Raw genomic sequence first — 17086 nt, 5'->3', positions numbered from 1 at the left:
CGCCGCACTCGTTCATTTGAGAATGAAGAATGCGCGTTCGGCTGTCGAGCCGCTTCGTGAAACATCATTCATGCGAGAATGAATGATGTTGACAGCGAGGCCGTTCGCGGATCACCGTCGCTGCAACACAGATCAGCGGCGAGCAAACGACCGCGCGTGGAGAGGAAACGAGAATGCGATCGACAGGACAGTTGCGTCTGGCGCTGATGACCAGCGCCTTCATCACCGCCTCGCTGTGCGCGGCGCCGACCTTGGCCCAGCAGGCGGCGGAGACCGAGCAGGCCTCGAACGTGGACGACGTCGTCGTCACCGCGCGCCGCCGCGAGGAAAGCCTCAAGGACGTGCCGGTCGCCGTCACCGCCGTCACCAGCGAACGCCTGGAACAGACCGGCGCGGCGGATATCACCACCTTGCAGGCGCAGACGCCGAACGCCACGGTTCAGGTGGCGCGCGGCACCAATTCGACCCTGACGACCTTCATTCGCGGCGTCGGCCAGCAGGATCCGCTGTGGGGCTTCGAGCCGGGCGTCGGCCTCTATGTCGACGACATCTATGTGGCCCGTCCGCAGGGCGCGGTGCTGGACATCTTCGACATCGAGCGGCTGGAAGTCCTGCGCGGGCCGCAGGGCACCCTCTACGGCCGCAACACCATCGGCGGGGCGATCAAATACGTCACCAAGCGCCTGGGCCCGGACCCGGAGCTGACGCTGAAGGGCGCCTACGGCAGCTATAATCAGGTCGATCTGATCGCTTCGGGTTCGGCGCCGATCACCGAGACCCTGCGCATCGGCGGCGCGATCGCGCGCTACACCCGCGACGGCTACGGCACGAACCTGAACACGGGGGCCGAGCACTACAACAAGGACGTCACGGCGGGCCGGTTGAGCGTCGAGTGGACGCCGCGCGACAATCTGTTCTTCCGTCTGGCGGGCGACATCACCGAGGACGAGTCCAACGCCCGCCACGGCTATCGTCTGAAGGCGCCGACGACGGATGACGTCTATGACACCCGCGCGGGCATCGGCGACGACGGCTATGTGCGTACGCGCGGCCTGTCGCTGACCGGCGAGTGGAACGTCAACGACGCGGTGACGCTGAAGTCGGTCACGGCCTGGCGTGACGGCGACACCAAGGGCGACGGCATCGACTTCGACGGCCTGCCGCAGCCGATCCTCGACATCCCCGGCTACTACGCCGACAGCCAGTTCACCCAGGAATTCCAGCTGCTGTTCCAGGGCGAACGCTGGCAGGGCGTGGCGGGCGTCTTCTACATGGACGCCTCGGCCGAGGGCGCCTTCGACACCGTCATCGGCCTTTATCCCAGCATGGGGCCTGGGCTGCCGGCGGGCCTGACGACTTTCACGGGCGGCAAGGTCGACACCGAGAGCTTCGCCGTCTTCGCCGACTTCAGCTACGATGTGACGGACCAGCTGTCGCTGTCGGTCGGCGGTCGCTGGACCCGCGACAAGAAGAGCGTCGATCAGCTGCGCCAGAACTATCTGGGCATCAAGAGCCCCTTCTTCGGCAACAGTAGCGCCATTCCGGCTGGTCCGCCCTCGACCGACTACACCAACTCGGACACCTATTCGGAGTTCACGCCGCGGGTCAGCGCCAGCTACAAGTTCACGCCGGAACTGACGGGCTACGCCTCTTACGGGCGAGGCTTCAAGTCGGGCGGCTTCGACATGCGCGGCGACGCCAGCCTCTATCCCGAGACGGTCAACGGCTATCAGCCCGAACTGGTCGACACCTATGAGATCGGTCTGAAGGGCTCGCTGCTGGATCGCCGCATCAATTTCGCCACGGCCCTGTTCAAGTCGGAATACACCGACCAGCAGATCACCTCGCAGTTCTTCATCCCGCCCACTTCGGTCGTCAGCTATGTCGACAACGCCGGGTCCAGCGAGATCTGGGGCTGGGAGCTGGAGGCCAGCGCGCGGATCACCGACAGCTTCATCCCGCGCCTGACGCTGGGTTATCTGGACGCCAAGTTCAACGACTTCGTCACCCTGAACCCGGATACCGGCAAGCGCGAGAACATGGCCGATCAGCGCCATTTCCAGAACACGCCGGATTGGACCGCCAGCCTCGCGCTGCCGTACAGCTTCGACCTGGGTGATCGCGGCTCGGTGATCTTCACGCCGACCGCCGCTTATCGTGGGGCGACCCAGATGTTCGAGACGCCGATCCCGCTGCTCGATCAGGGATCTTACTGGCTGTATGACGCCACCCTGATGTGGACCTCGCCCGACGCGCGTTATCGCGTCAGTCTGGCGGGCCGCAACCTGGGCGACGAACGCTATCGCGCCGGCGGCTACAACTTCCCCGGCGCCATTACCGGGGACTCGGTCATCGGCTTCTACGGCCCGCCGCGCACGGTGACGCTGAGCGTGACCGCCCGCTTCTAAGAGCGACCGACACGAAAGCCCCCGCAGCGCCGGCTGCGGGGGCTTTTTGTCATCCTGGCGCGGGTCCGAAAGATACGCCGTAGGGCGAGGAAATTTCGCGCATCCGCCGTTGCAGCTTCATTCGCCCGTGACCGCCGCGTCGCGCCCGCGACATTCAGCGTCTTTAGGTCTGCCCTGCTTTCTCAGGGGGTAAGACCATGAAGCCGATCAGCCTCAAGCGTGGATTTCTGGCGGGCGCCGCCGTCGCGGGCCTGATGGCGGCGGGCGCCGCCCATGCTCAAAGCGTTTCGCCGGGCGAGACGACGACCGCCGTGGACGACATCGTGGTGACAGCCCAGCTGCGCGCCCAGGATCCGATCGAGGTGCCCTTCGCCCTGACGGCCTATAGCGGCGACTTCCTGGAAAACCTGGGCGTGCAGGAGTTCGACCAGTTGTCGGCCTTCGTGCCGGGCTTCCTGGTGCAGAACCAGTCGCCGAACAATCCGGGCTTCGTGATGCGCGGCATCACTTCGGACTCGGGCGCCGCCACCGCCGAGCCGCGCGTGTCGGTGTTCCAGGACGGGGTGTCGATCTCCAAGTCGCGCGGCTCCTATGTCGAACTGTTCGACATGGAGCGGATCGAGGTGGCCAAGGGGCCGCAGTCGACCCTTTACGGCCGCGGCGCCCTGATCGGCGCGGTCAATCTGGTGCAGAACCGCGCCCGTCCGGGCCAGTTCGACGCCGGCGCCCGCATCGAGGCGGGCGACCTGGACTATCGCGCGGTCGAGGGTTTCGTGAATGCGCCCGTCGGCGAGACCGGCGCCCTGCGCCTGGCGGCGCGGATGAAGACGCGCGGCGGCACGGTCGAGAACCTGCTGGGCGGCGAGGATTACAACTCGATCGAGACCAAGGCGCTGCGCCTGTCGGGCGCCTGGGCGCCGACCGACAATCTGCGCGCCGATCTGATCGCCAACTATCAGACGGATTCGGCCAGCGGCACCTCGTTCAAGTCGATCGCCTATGATCCGTTCGACCCGAGGACGGGCGCCTCCCTGGGCGGGCGTGCGCCGTGGGACGGCGCGGCCCTGACGCCGGGCGCCGATTTCGACGGGGGCGTCGGCCTTGGGCTGGATCGCGAGGTCTGGGGCGTGACGGGCCTGGTGAAGTGGGATCTGTCGCCGTCGCTGACGCTGAACTCGACCACGGCCTATCGCCAGTTCGACTCGACCGAGGTGTTCGATCCGGACGGCACGTCGCTGCCGCTGCTGACGGCGGCCGAGCACGCCTATGGCGAACAGTGGAGCCAGGAGTTCCGACTGAACTTCGACAACGGCGGCCGCTTCTCGGGCTTCGTCGGTGCCGGCTATTTCAGCGAGGAAGGCTTCCAGCGGATGCCGACCCAGTTCGACGAGCGTCTGGCTCTGCTGCAACTGGCGACGCCGCTGGGCGACCAGCGATTGAAGATGGTCTACGCCGCGCCGACGCCGTTGCTGATGGGCGGCATTCTTCAGTCCATGCTGCCCGCTGCGGCGCATCCGCTGATCCCCGGCATCGTCGGCAATCTGAAGCCCGCCCACATCGAGACGGCGACCAACCGGGCCGACCTGACCTCCTATGATCTGTTCGGCGACCTGACTTTCAAGGCGACCGATCGTCTGGAGTTCTCGGGCGGGGTGCGCTGGACGCGCGACGACAAGACGACGGGTTATTCGGCGGCGGTGCTCAACGGCCGCTCCATCGCCGGCGGCCTGGTGGCGGTGCAGACGCTCGGCGTGCAGGCGCAACGCCTGGCCCAGGCCGGCGACCTGGCCGGCGCTCAGCGCCTGCAGCAGCAGATCACGGCCATCCTGACGGGCCTGGCGACGCCGGGCGCGGCCAATCTGCCCGCAGCTTCGGGTCTGCCGTTGTTCGCCCTGACCGCCCAGCCGACTGCTGGTAACGGCGACCTGATTCAGGCGGATCACGAGGACGACGGCTTCACCTGGCGTCTGACGGCGCGCTACGCCCTGTCGGACGACGCCAGCCTCTACGCCAACTATGCGCGCGGCCGTCGCCCTGAGGTGCTGGAGGTGCGCGGCCCGTCCGTTCCGCTGGGCGCCCCGACCTTTGAAGTCATCCCCGCCGAGACCGTCGACAGCTTCGAGGTCGGCTACAAGACAGCGCTGATGGATCGCCGCCTGCGTCTGGACGGGGCGGTGTTCCACTACGCCTACGACAACTTCCAGACGACCGAGCAGGACGGCACCCGCTTCGTCACCGTCAATGCGGGCAAGGCCAACGCCTATGGGTTTGAGGGCCAGGTCGCCTTCGCGGCGACGCCGACCTTCGATCTGTTCGGCACCTACGGCTACAACCGTTCGCGCTTCGACGGAGGCGCGCGCGACGGCAACCGCTTCCGCCTGTCGCCGGACCACATGGCCTCCATCGGTGCGACCTGGCGCCTGCCGGTCGAGACCGGGACCATCGAGGTCCAGCCGACCTACACCTGGCAGTCCAAGGTCTTCTTCGATGACGACAACGACCGCCCGGAGCTGCAGACCGGCAACTTCGTCGCCGACACCGTGCAGGACGAGTACCAGGACGGCTACGGCCTGCTGAACCTGCGGGTGCGCTACGCCCCGTCGTCGGGGAACTGGGGCGTCGAGGCCTTCGGCGACAACATCCTGGACGAGGAATACATCAAGGACGCGGGCAACACCGGCGATGCGCTGGGCTTGCCGACCTTCATCGCCGGGCGGGGCGCCAGCTACGGCGTCGCCTTCGCCCTGCGGTACTGAGGACCAGAGCCATGACCATGAACCGTCGCGGCCTTCTGGGCCTGTTCGGCGCGGGCGCGGCGGCGGGCTGCGCCACGGTCCCGACGGGCGAAGCTGTCGCCGTCGTCTTCGCCCACGGCGTGGCCTCGGGCGATCCGGCGACCGACCGGGTGATCCTGTGGACGCGCGTCACCCCGGCGGACGGTCATGTCGGGCCGGTCTCGGTCGCCTGGCGCGTGCTGGACGGGGAGGGCGACCGGGTCGTCGCCTCGGGCCGGTTCGAGGCGGGGCCTGAGCGCGACTATACGGTCAAGGTCGACGCGGCGGGCCTGCGCCCCGGCCGCGACTATCGCTACGACTTCGCCGTGGGCGAGACGCGCTCGCCCATGGGCCGCACCCGCACTCTGGCGGCGGAGGGCGTCGCGCCGGTCAATCTGGCGGTGGTGTCGTGCCAGCTGCACCCCGGCGGCCTGTTCAACGCCTATGAGGCGATCGCCGCCCTGCCGACCCTCGACGCCGTGGTTCATCTCGGCGACTACATCTACGAATACGGGGCGGATTCCGACGCCTATGGCATGGCGACGGGGCCGAAGCTGGGTCGCGTGCCCGAACCGGCGCACGAGATCGTCTCCCTGGCCGACTATCGGCTGCGCCACGCCCAGTACAAGCGCGACGCCGACCTTCAGGCCGCCCATGCCCGCGCGCCCTTCATCTGCGTCTGGGACGATCACGAAACGGCCAACGACGCCTGGCTGCACGGCGCCGAGAACCATCAGCCCGAGACCGAAGGCGACTTCGCCCAACGCAAGGCGGCGGCGCTGAAGGCCTATTATGAGTGGATGCCGATCCGCGAGGCCGCGCCCGGCGCGCTGAAGGAGGCGATCCACCGCAGCTTCCACTTCGGCGATCTGGCCAGCTTGATGATGGTCGAGACCCGCCTGACCGGCCGCACCGAACCGCTGGCCTATGACAGGGATCTGACCGCCAAGGACGGCCCGGACGGCGAGCCGGTGCTGGACCTGGACGCCTTCCGCGCCAAGCTGAACGACCCCGCCCGCGACCTGATGGGACCGCAGCAGCGCGACTGGCTGAAGCGCGAACTGGCGGCCTCCAAGGCCAAGGGCCGTCCGTGGCAGGTGCTGGGCAATCAGGTCGTCATGGCGCGCGTGGCCGGTCCCGACGTGTCGCGCACCCTGACCGAGGCCCAGGTCCAGGGCCTGATGGCCCAAATCCCCGAAGCCTATCGCGACCAGTTCGAACAGGCCCTGTTCCTGTTCAAGATGGGCCTGCCGTTCAACCTCGACGCCTGGGACGGTTATCCGGCCGGGCGCGAGCGTCTCTACGCCGCCTTCGCCGAGGCGGGGGTGCAGCCCATCGTCCTGGCCGGGGACAGCCACGCCTTCTGGGTCAATGAGCTGAAGGACGCCGGCGGGGCGCGCCGGGCGGTAGAGTTCGGGACCAGCGCGGTCTCCAGTCCCTCGATCGGCGACGCCATCGGCGGCTTCCCCCTGGGCGCGGCGCTGATGCAGGCCAATGACGAGGTGCGCTTCTGCGACCAGTCGGCCAAGGGCTTCATCCTTTTGACCCTGACCGAGGACCGGGCTGAGGCGTCCCTGATGCAGGTCTCGACCATCTTCGCCAAGCCGTTCGAGGTCACGACGTTGAAGCGGGTCGGCGTGAACCGCGCCGATGGGACGATCACGGGCGTCTGATCGCGACCGGCTCCCCGCGCAACGGTTTCCTCGCAGGCGGATTAATCGCCCATGCGCGGCGAACTGAAGACCTATCAGGCCAAGCGGCGTTTCGAGCAGACGCCGGAACCCAAGGGCGCCAAGCGGGCCGGAGACGGCGCGCGGCGCTTCGTCATCCAGCGCCATGCGGCGACGCGGCTGCACTACGACTTCCGTATCGAGGCGGACGGGGTGCTGAAGTCCTGGGCCGTGACCAAGGCCCCGTCGCGCGACCCGTCGGTCAAACGCCTGGCGGTCGAGGTCGAGGACCATCCGCTGGACTACGGCGACTTTGAAGGGACGATCCCGGCGGGCAACTACGGCGCGGGCACGGTGCAGCTGTGGGATGCCGGAACCTGGGAGCCGCAGGAGCCGGACCTGGAGGCCGCCTGGGCGCGCGGCCAGATCAAGATGATCCTTCACGGCGAGCGGCTGAAGGGCAAATGGGCGCTGATCCGGCTGAAGAGCGACCGGGGCAAGCCGTCCAAGCGCAACAACTGGCTGCTGCTGAAGGAGAAGGACGAGCACGCCGTCGCCGGCGAGGGCGACGCCCTGGCCGAGATCGACGCCTCGGTGACGACCGGCCGCTCCCTGGCCCAGATCGCCGAGGGGGACACGCAATGGACATCCTCCAAGCCGACCCGCCGCAAGGCGCCGCCGAAACCCGCGCCGTCCAAGGCGGCGTCCAAAGCGAAGCGGCCTCACGCCTTCGTGCCGATCCAGCTGTGCAAGGCGGTGGACCACCCGCCCTCGGCCGCCGGTTGGGCGCATGAGATCAAGTTCGACGGCTATCGGCTGCAGATCGGGGTCGGCAACGGTCAGGCGGTGCTGCGGACCCGCAAGGGCCTGGACTGGACCGATCGCTTCCCGGAGCTGGCGGCGGATGCGGCCGGTTGGCCCGATGCGGTGATCGACGGTGAACTGTGCGCCTTGGACGAGGATGACATGCCGGACTTCAGCGCCCTGCAGGCGGCGATATCCGAGGGGGAGACGGGGCGGCTGGTCTATTTCGCCTTCGACCTGCTGTTCGAGGGGGCGGAGGATCTGCGTAAGCTGCCGCTGTCGCACCGCAAGGCGCGATTGCAGGCCTATATCGACCGCCTCGGCGCCAAGGCTGGAGGGCGTCTTCGCTACGTCGAGCATTTCGCCTCGACGGGGCAGGCGGTGCTGGAAAGCGCCTGCCGGATGCATCTGGAGGGCGTGATTTCCAAGAAGCTGGACGCGCCCTATCACGCCGGGCGGTCCTCGACCTGGGTCAAGTCGAAGTGCCGGGGGCGCGACGAGGTCGTCATCGGCGGCTGGTCGTCGGAGGGCGGCCGTCGGTTCCGGTCGTTGCTGGTCGGGGTGCGCGAGAAGGGCGGGTTGAAATACCTCGGGCGCGTCGGGACGGGCTTCGGCGAGGCGGCGACGCGGTTGCTGATCCCCGCGTTGAAGGCCGAGGCGGCGGACAAGAGCCCCTTCACCGGCGCAGGCGCGCCCGACGGCGGCCCGGACGTTCACTGGGTGAAACCCAGGCTGGTCGCCGAGATCGAGCACGGCGGCTACACCGAGTCAGGTTCGTTGCGGCAGGCGGCCTTCAAGGGCCTGCGCGACGACAAGACCGCTGAGGACGTCACCGAGTCGCCCCAGCCGCCCGCGTCGCCGTCGACGTCGAAAAAGGGCGGCAAGGTCATGGTGGCGGGCGTCGTCATCTCCAGCCCTGACAAGGTGCTGTGGCCGGCGAGCGAAGGTCGTCCGCCCATCACCAAGGCCGACTTGGCGCGCTATTACGAGGCGGCGGCCGAGCGCCTGCTGCCCCATGTGGCTGACCGGCCCACGTCGATCATCCGCGCCCCGGACGGCATCGAAGGCGAGATTTTCTTCCAGCGCCACGCCATGACCGGATCGAACCCTCGTCTGAAGTTGATCGATGTGAAGGCGCGCACGCCCTATGTCGCCGTCGTCGATGTGGGCGGCCTGGCCGCCGTCGCCCAGTCGGGAGGGCTGGAATTGCATCCCTGGGGCTGCAAGCCGGGCGATCCCGAGACGCCGGAGCAGATCACCTTCGACCTGGACCCCGACGTGGGATTGGGCTTCGACGACGTGATCGCGGCCTCTCTTGTGGTGAAGGCCAAGCTGGAGGCGCTGGGCCTCAAGCCCTTCGTCAAGACGACGGGCGGCAAGGGTCTTCATGTGGTCGCGCCGATCCGCGCCGACGGGCGTTCCCGCGTGACCTGGGAGCAGAACAAGGCCTTCGCCAAGGTCGTGTCCGAGGCGATCAAGGCCGAGGCGCCGGACCGCTTCACCACCACCCTGGCCAAGAAGGCGCGCGGCGGAAAGATCTTTATCGACTATCTGCGCAACGGCCGGATGGCGACCGCCGTGGCGCCCTGGTCGCCGCGTGCGCGGCCGGCGGCGGGGATCGCCTTTCCCCTGTCGTGGGATCAGGTGAAGCCGGGACTGAGGCCCGCGGACTACAATCTGTGGGTCTGGCCCGAATTGCTTGAGCGGCCCGATCCCTGGGCCGATTTCCGCGCCGCCGCCGTCAGCCTGAGACCCGCCCTGCGCAAGATGGGCATGGAGTGACGATCAGGCCGATTTCTTGCGCGGCGAGGGTTTCTTGGACGCCGGCTTGCGCGCGGCGCCGGCCGAACCCTTCAGGCTGTTCTTCAGCGCCGCCATCAGGTCGATGACGTTGGTGTCGTCCGGCTCGGCCACGTCGACCAGGCCCTTGCCGCCCTTGGTCTTGGCCTTGATCATCTCGCGCAGGGCGTCGTCGTAGCGATCCTTGAAGGCGGTCGGGTCGAAGTCTGCCTCCTTCTGGGCGATGATGCGGGCGGCGATCTCGACCATGTCGGCGTCAGCCTTCACCTTGGGAATGTCGTCGAAATAGTCGTCGGCGTCGCGCACCTCGTCATGGGCGCGCAGGGTGTAGGCCAGCAGGCCCTTGCCGCGCACCTCCAGCGCCAGCTGGCGTTCCTTGCCGCGCAGGACAAGCTGGCCCAGCGCGACCTTGCCCTGCTTCTGCATGGCGTCGCGTATGACGGCGAAGGCCTCGACGCCCGCGCCCTTCTCGGGAACGACGAAGAAGGGATCGTCCCAATACAGGCGGTCGATGTCGGACTCGTCCACGAACTTGTCGATGGCGATGGTCTTGGTGCTGTCCAGCCGCACCTTGTCGAAATCGGCGTCGTCGAACAGGACGTATTCGTCCTTGGACACCTCATAGCCGCGCACCAGATGGCTGCGCTCCACCGGACCGGCGTCGGGGTCGGTCGGCACCATGCGGATGCGGTTGTGGGTGTCCGGATTGATCAGGTGAAAGCGCACGTCGGCGGCGCTGGTCGTCGCGGTGTAGAGCGCCACCGGGCAGGTGACGAGCGACAGCTTCAGGTGTCCTTGCCATGTGGGGCGAGCGGCCATGTCGGTTCTCCTCGACAGGCTAAATGCCCGGCGCCGACATATGTTCGCTATCGCGGGCAAGCGCGGGGGCTCCCCGGCTGCCCGCGACGGTTCAGGTTTCGGCGTTCGCCTCGGCTTCTTGCGAAACGGGCCGACTCTCACGGGCGTCCTTGAGGATGTCGACGCCGCCCTTCACCGCGATAGCCGCTACGATCAGCCCCACCACCAGGTCCGGCCACGCCTGATCCAGCGCCATGACCAGACCCCCGGCGATCAGGATGCCGCCATTCGACGCGAAGTCGTTGAAGCTGAAGGTCTCGGCTGCGCGCATGTTGACGTCGTCGCCGCCCTGACGCCGGATCAGCATCAGGCAGATCAGGTTCACCACCGCCGCGATGACGGCCAGGCCCATCATGGTCCAACCGACCGGCTCGGTCCCGACGATCCAGCGCCGCCCCACGTCGATCAGCACCCCGGCCGCGAAGACCAGCAGCATGATCCCTGACAACCGAGCGGCGCCGCGCTTCCACGCCATCGCCCGCCCGACCGCCAGGAAGCTGATCAGGTAGACGATGGCGTCCGATCCGTTGTCGGCGGCGTTGGCCAGCAGGGCGCTGGACTCGGCGAACAGGCCGCCGAGTCCGAGCATGACGAACAGTAGGACGTTCAGCACCAGCACGATCAGCAGCGTGCGGCGCTGAAGCCCCTCTCCATGATGAGATCCGCTCAATCCTCTATTCCTTCCGTCTTGCGGTGTTTGACGGCCTTAGCCGCGAAGGTCGGCAGCACCAGCAGCGTCAGGGCGGTCGCCGTCAGAAGGCCGCCGATGACTACTGTCGCTAGGGGTTTCTGCACCTCGGCGCCGGCCCCGGTGGCGATGGCCATGGGGATGAAGCCGACGATGGCGACCAGGGCCGTGGTCAGCACCGCCCTTAGACGACTGAAGGCGCCGAGCAGGGCGGCGTCACGCGGCGTCTGGCCCGCCTGCAACCGCTCGCGGATGGCCTGCATCAGCACCAGGCCGTTCAGGGTCGCGACGCCCGACACGGCGATGAAGCCGACCGCCGCCGAGACCGAGAAGGGCATCCCCCTCAGCAACAGCGACAGCGCCCCGCCGACCAGGGCCAGCGGCACGCAGGCGAACACCAGCCCGGCCTCCGCGAACGATCCCAGCGCCATGAACAGCAGGATGCCGATAAGGACGAAGACCACGGGGATGACCAGGCCCAGCCTCTGCTCGGCCCGCTTCAGGTTCTCGAATTGCCCGCCCCATTTGAGCGAATAGCCCGCGGGCAGCTGGACCTGCTGATCGACCTGCTTCTGGGCGTCGGCGACGAAGCCGCCCAGATCGCGGCCGCGCACATTGGCCTGAACCACCATGCGGCGGCTGCCGTCGTTGCGGCTGATCTGGTTCTGGCCCTCCTTCACCTGAATGCGGGCGACCGAGGACAGGGGGATGGCTGCGCCGCTCGCCGTGGTGACGGGCAGGGCGTTCAGGGCGGCGGGATCGTTACGCTCCGCGTCCGACAGGCGGACCACCACGTCGAAGCGGCGGTCGCCCTCGAAGATCTGACCCGCCTCGGCGCCGCCGATGGCGGCTGAGACGGCTTCGGACACGTCGGCCGCCGACAGGCCGTAGTTGGCGGCGGCGAAGCGGTCGACGCTGACCGTCAGGGTCGGCAGGCCGGACGCCTGCTCCACCCGCACGTCGGCCGAGCCGGGCGTGTCGCGCAGGGCGTTGGCCACCTGATCGGCCGTCTTCTGAAGCTGGGCGAAGTCGTCGCCATAGACCATGACCGCCAGATCGGTGCGGACGCCCGAGATCAGTTCGTTGAAGCGCAGTTCAATCGGCTGGCTGAACTCAAAACTGTTGCCTAGCTGGGTCGAGGCGGCCTTTTCGATGCGGGCGATCAGCTCTTCCTTCGGCAGCTTCGGATCGGGCCACTCCTTGCGCTTCTTCAGCACGATGACGGCGTCCGAGATGTTCGGCGGCATGGGGTCCACCGCCGCCTCGGCCGTGCCGGTGCGCGAGAAGATGGTTTTCACCTCGGGCTGGGCCTTGATGGCCCGCTCCAGCGCCATCTGCATGGCCAGCGACTGCTCCAGCGAGGCGGAGGGCACGCGCAGCGCCTGCATGGCGATGTCGCCTTCGTCCAGCGTCGGGATGAACTCGCGCCCCAGCAGGGTGAAGGCCAGGGCGCCGATCAGCAGGGCCCCGAAGGCCGAGGCCAGCACCGTTTTCGGATGCGCAACGGCGGCGCGGATGGCCGGTTCGATCCAGCGACGCGCGTGGCGCAGCAGGAAGGTCTCGTGCTCCTCCGCTTCGCCGTTCTCATCGACGTGGACGGTCTTGGGCTCCTTGACCAGCAGGGCGGCCATGGCCGGGACGAAGGTGAAGGAGAAGATGAAGGCGCCGACCAGGGCCAGCATGACCGTGGCGCCCATGGGGATGAAGGTCTTGCCCTCGACACCTTCCAGCATCAGCAGGGGCGTGAAGACCAGAAGGATAATAAGCTGGCCGAAGGCGGCGGGCTTGACCATCTGACGGGCGGCGCCGGCGGCGACGCCCAGACGTTCGTGGCGGGTCAGGGCGCGGCCTAGATCGGCGCGCTTCTGGCCCAGCCGCAGCAGGGTGTTCTCGACCACCACCACGGCGCCGTCGACCAGCAGGCCGAAGTCCAGCGCCCCCAGGCTCATCAGGTTTCCGCTGATGCCGAAGCGGTTCATGCCGATAACCGCGAACAGGAAGCTGATCGGGATCATTAGGGCCGTGATCGTCGCCGCGCGGATGTTCCCCAGCAGCAGGAACAGCACGACGATGACCAGCAGCGCCCCTTCGGTCAGGTTCTTGGCCACCGTCTTGATGGTCGAATTGACCAGGGCGCTGCGGTTCAGCACCGGCTCGGCCACGATGTCGGGCGGCAGGCTGGCGCTGATCTGCTCCAGCCGCTCGGCGGAAGCCTGGGCCACGGTGCGGCTGTTCTCGCCCGCCAGCATCAGGGCCGTGCCGATCACCGCCTCATGGCCGTCGCGACTGGCCCCGCCCAGACGCGGCGCCTGGCCGATCTCGACCGTCGCCACATCGGCGACCCGCACGACCAGGCCGTTGCGGTTGACCACGGGCGCCTGGGCCAGATCCTCGACGGTCTGGGCCAGGGCGTCGGTGCGAACGGTCAGGGCCTCGCCCGCGCGCTGGATATAGCCCGCGCCCGCTTGCGTGTTGGCGCGGTCCAGCGCTTGGATCAGATCATTCAGGCTGAGGCCGTAACTCGCCAGCCGCGCCGGATCGGGACGGACGGCGTATTCCTTCACATAGCCGCCGTTGACGTCGACGCCCGCCAGACCGGGGGCGGTCCGCATCCGGGGCGCGATTATCCAGTCCTGAACGGTGCGCAGATAGGTGGCGCGCGTCTGGGGCGTGTCCAGCCGCTCGCCCTCGGGCGTCAGATAGGCGCCGTCGGGTTGCCAGCCGGGTCGGCCTGCGCGCGCTGTCTTGGCGTCGAAAGGCTTGAGATCGACCGTCCACATCAGGACTTCGCCCAGGCCGGTGGTGATGGGCGACAGGGCCGGTTCGACGCCCTCGGGCAGGTTCTCACGCGCCTGGGCCATCCGCTCTGCCACCTGCTGGCGGGCGAAATAGATGTCGGTGGCGTCGCTGAAGATGACCGTCACCTGGCTGAAACCGTTGCGGGTCAGGGAGCGGGTGCTCTGGATTCCCGGAATGCCCGCCATCGCCGTTTCCAGCGGGTAGGTGACCTGACGCTCCATCTGTTCGGGGGCCAGGGCCGGGGCCACGGTGTTGATCTGCACCTGACGGTTGGTGATGTCGGGCACGGCGTCGATCGGCAGCTTGGTCAGCTGGAACAACCCCCAGGCCGCGACCAGGGTCGTGGCCAGGACGATGAACCAGCGGAAGCGGACGGACGCCTCGATGATCGCTTTGAACATGATCGCCCTCCCTTAGTGGCCGTGCTCGGCTTCGCCCTTGGCCAGTTCGGCCTTGAGCAGGAAGGCGTTGGTCGAGGCGACTTTCTCGCTCCCGGTCAGGCCGCGCAGGATCTCGGTGGCCCCCCCGGCCTGACGCCCCGCCAGCACGGGCTGGGCGCGGAAGCCGCCGTTCGCCTGGACGAAGACCACCGTGGCGCCGTCGACCGTCTGAACTGCCTCGGACGGAACGGTCAGGGCGCCGCCGGTCTGACCTTCGGTGACGACCGCGCCGGTGACGGGCGATCCGGCGGGCGGCAGGCGGCCGCCCTCGGGCCGAGCACGGATCACGGTGGCGCCGCTGTCCTGCAGACCGGCGTCGGCGGCGACGCCCGTGACCAGGGCGTTGAACTCGCCCTGCGGACCGGTGACGCGAACGTGCGAGCCGAGGCGCACCTGGGCCGCCAGATGCGGCGGGGCGTTGAAGACCAGCTCGACCCGCGCCGGATTGGTCACTTCGGCCACCACCGCGCCTTGGGCGACGAAGCCGCCGGGGCCGACCTGAACATTGGTCACGACGCCTGAGATGGGGCTGACCACGCTCATCCGGCCCGAGGCGTTGGGCGAGCCCGCCGCCGCCGCCCGCGCCCGCGCGGCGCGGGCCAGGGCCTCGGCGCTGGCGGCCTGGGCCTGCGAGGCCTCGACTTCCTGACGGGCGACGACGCCCTGATCGGCCAGGTTGCGGTTGCGCTGGTGCGCTTGACGCGCGGCGGTCGCGGCGGCCGAGGCCGCGTCGATCTCGGCCCTGAGGGCGGCGCCGTCGCCGCTGATCAGGCTGACCAGCGGCTGGCCCGCGCGGACCGCCTGACCCGGCGCGACCAGCACACGCTCGACCGTGCCGCCGACCACGGCGCCGACGGCGGCGCGCGCGTCGACCATGGCCTCCACCCGGCCGGACAGGCGCGTCTCGCCGCCTCCGCCGCGCGAGACGGCGACGACCGAGATTCCGGCCGCCTGAAGCTGTTCGGCGGTCAGTTCGACCAAGCCCTCCGGCGCCTCGGCGGCTTCGCCCTTCGTCTCGGTCTTCGTCGCCTCGGGGGCGGGCGACGGGTCCGATCGGAAGCCGCCCAGATAGAGCGCGCTTCCTCCGAGAAGCAGCACGGCGGCGGCCGCGGCGATGTTGACCTTCTTGTTTGACGACAGCTTGCGCATCAGCGGCTTCCTTCAAAGGGGGCGCGGCCTTCCAGGCGCGCCAGATCGATCTCGGCGCGGACGCGCGCCATACGGGCGTCGACGGCTGCGGATCGGGCGTTGATCAGGGCGGCGCGTCCGGTGCGCAGCTCCAGTTGGGAGATGCGTCCGGCCTCGGCGCCGATGCGCGACAGGCGATAGGCCTCCTCGGAGGCGGTCACGCCCGCGTCGGCGGCCGATACCCGGCTGGCCGAAGAGGCCAGGCGCGCGGCCGCGGCGGCACGGTCGGCTCCGGCGTCCTGACGCGCCTGCATGACGCGCGCCTCGGCGGCCCGGTGTTCGGCGCGCGCGGCGTCGATGTTGCCCCGGTTTCGGTCGAACAGCGGCAAGGGCAGGCTGAGAGCGAAGGTCATGGCCGTCTCATCGTTCTCGCCGAAGCGGGTCACGCCGACGCTGGCGGTGACGTCAGGGCGGCCGTTGATGCGCTCGACGTCGATGCGGCGCTCGGCCGCCGTGGCCTCGGCCTCGGCTGCCCGCACCGTCGGCGCCTCGCGTTCGGATCGGGCGGAGGGCGTCGTCGGCGCGTCCAACAGTCCGGCCTCGATCGAGGTGGCGGGCGTCGGCAGCATGGCGACGGCGCTCAGACGGGCGAAGGCGGCGTCGCGCTCGGCCTTGGCTTCGTCGAGGCTGGCGCGGGCGGCGGCGGCCTCGCTTTCCGCCTGAATGCCGCGCAGCAGGGGCTCGCGCCCTTCCTCGACCAGGGCCAGGGCCGCGCGGGCGTCGGCCACGGCCAGGGTCAGCGCTTCCTCGGCAAGGGCGGCGCGGCGCTGGGCGGCCTCGGCCTCGGCATAGGCCAGGGCCAGCCGCGCGGCCGTTTCGACCACGGTCAGGTCGCGGCGCAACGCCGCCGCGCCCGCGTCGGCGCGGGCGGCGTTCACCCTTGCGGGGCGGCGGCCCCACAGCTCCAGATCCTGGCTGAACGCCAGGCTGAGGTCGCCTGCGCTGAGACCGGAATAGGGGCCGGACCCGACGACGTTCTCAAGGTTGATGGACAGGTTGGGATTAGGCCGAACGCGCGCCTGACGGACGCGCGCTTCGGCGGCGTCGCTGAGGGCGTCGGCTTCGACGGCGGCGGGCGTTCGGCCCAGGTGGGCGAGCAGTTCGCCATAGGAGGGCGCGGGATCAGCCCACGCTGGGGCGGCGCCGAAAACGGCGACCACGGCGAGCGCGCAGCCGACCGCCAGACGCGGCCGACGACGATGTGTCGGAGACATGTTTGATTTCCAGAGATGATCAGAAGAAGGGCGCGCGAGGGCGCAGACTTCCGATCAGCTTCTGGGAGGGCGCTTCAGTCCGTCAGAGGCGAACGACACGGTGCTGTCGTCGCGCAGGATGTAGCGGCTGGCCTGGACCTGGGGCCTGGCGATGTTGAAATCGCCGCTGGACGGGCGCTCGCCGGGGTGATGGCAGTGGCCGTGAATCTCGCCGCCCATGCGGTCGTGATCGCCCTTGGATCCGTCCTGGGCGTGTTCCCCATTCTCGCCGTGGGCGATGTCCATGGCCTGATGCGCGATCGCGGCGTCGGGCGCGCAGGTCGCCGCATCCGCCGCAGGCGCAACCACAAATACGGCGATGACCAGCATCAAAGCCGCGAAGAGGTTCGCCAATGTCATCATCGACCGAGGCATGGCCGCTTAGGTAGGAAAGGGCCGAGTTG

Annotated in this window: 10 protein-coding genes; 4 read left to right on the top strand and 6 right to left on the bottom strand. The window is 68.8% G+C overall.

What is annotated here, in order from left to right; all coding sequences use genetic code 11:
- Nucleotides 1–173: 173 nt before the first annotated feature.
- The 4 genes from FGL25_RS10860 (at nt 174) to ligD (ending at nt 9438) form a co-directional block, all read left to right on the top strand.
- Nucleotides 174–2408 carry a TonB-dependent receptor gene (locus FGL25_RS10860; protein WP_088411360.1) on the top strand — a complete coding sequence of 745 codons (2235 nt, stop codon included), beginning with the start codon at nt 174–176 and terminating at the stop codon, nt 2406–2408.
- A 197-nt stretch (nt 2409–2605) separates the two neighbouring features.
- Nucleotides 2606–5164, top strand: coding sequence for a TonB-dependent receptor (locus FGL25_RS10855; RefSeq protein WP_138141682.1), 2559 nt, complete (start codon nt 2606–2608; stop codon nt 5162–5164).
- 11 nt (nt 5165–5175) lie between these two features.
- Entirely contained in the window at nt 5176–6855 is a 1680-nt protein-coding gene (locus FGL25_RS10850; protein ID WP_138141681.1) for an alkaline phosphatase D family protein, read from the top strand.
- 51 nt (nt 6856–6906) lie between these two features.
- Nucleotides 6907–9438, top strand: coding sequence for a DNA ligase D (gene ligD, locus FGL25_RS10845; RefSeq protein WP_138141680.1), 2532 nt, complete (start codon nt 6907–6909; stop codon nt 9436–9438).
- A 3-nt stretch (nt 9439–9441) separates the two neighbouring features.
- Here ligD and ku read toward each other — a convergent pair whose 3' ends face one another.
- The 6 genes from ku to FGL25_RS10815 all read right to left on the bottom strand — a co-directional run bounded on the left by ku (nt 9442) and on the right by FGL25_RS10815 (nt 17036).
- Nucleotides 9442–10275, bottom strand: a complete 834-nt coding sequence (gene ku, locus FGL25_RS10840) for a non-homologous end joining protein Ku (protein ID WP_112999382.1) — start codon at nt 10273–10275, stop codon at nt 9442–9444.
- Nucleotides 10276–10366: 91 nt separating this feature from the next.
- On the bottom strand, nt 10367–10984 hold the full coding sequence (locus FGL25_RS10835) for a cation transporter (protein ID WP_167493335.1): 618 nt from the start codon (nt 10982–10984) through the stop codon (nt 10367–10369).
- Nucleotides 10981–14202: an efflux RND transporter permease subunit gene (locus tag FGL25_RS10830; RefSeq protein ID WP_138141679.1), complete on the bottom strand. Its 3222-nt coding sequence runs from the start codon at nt 14200–14202 to the stop codon at nt 10981–10983. Before FGL25_RS10830 ends, FGL25_RS10835 begins: the two co-directional genes overlap by 4 nt.
- A 12-nt stretch (nt 14203–14214) precedes the next feature.
- A complete protein-coding gene (locus tag FGL25_RS10825; protein WP_088411366.1) occupies nt 14215–15390 on the bottom strand; it encodes an efflux RND transporter periplasmic adaptor subunit in 1176 nt (391 codons plus the stop codon).
- Nucleotides 15390–16643: a TolC family protein gene (locus tag FGL25_RS10820; RefSeq protein ID WP_138141678.1), complete on the bottom strand. Its 1254-nt coding sequence runs from the start codon at nt 16641–16643 to the stop codon at nt 15390–15392. The genes FGL25_RS10825 and FGL25_RS10820 overlap by 1 nt, the downstream gene beginning before the upstream one ends.
- Nucleotides 16644–16697: 54 nt before the next feature.
- Entirely contained in the window at nt 16698–17036 is a 339-nt protein-coding gene (locus FGL25_RS10815) for a hypothetical protein (RefSeq protein WP_197733830.1), read from the bottom strand.
- Nucleotides 17037–17086: the final 50 nt, after the last annotated feature.

The organism is Brevundimonas vancanneytii (assembly GCF_901421975.1).
In the GTDB taxonomy this organism is placed as follows: domain Bacteria; phylum Pseudomonadota; class Alphaproteobacteria; order Caulobacterales; family Caulobacteraceae; genus Brevundimonas; species Brevundimonas diminuta.
Note: the sequence above shows the minus strand (reverse complement) of the source record. Positions and strands in the feature narration are given on the sequence as shown.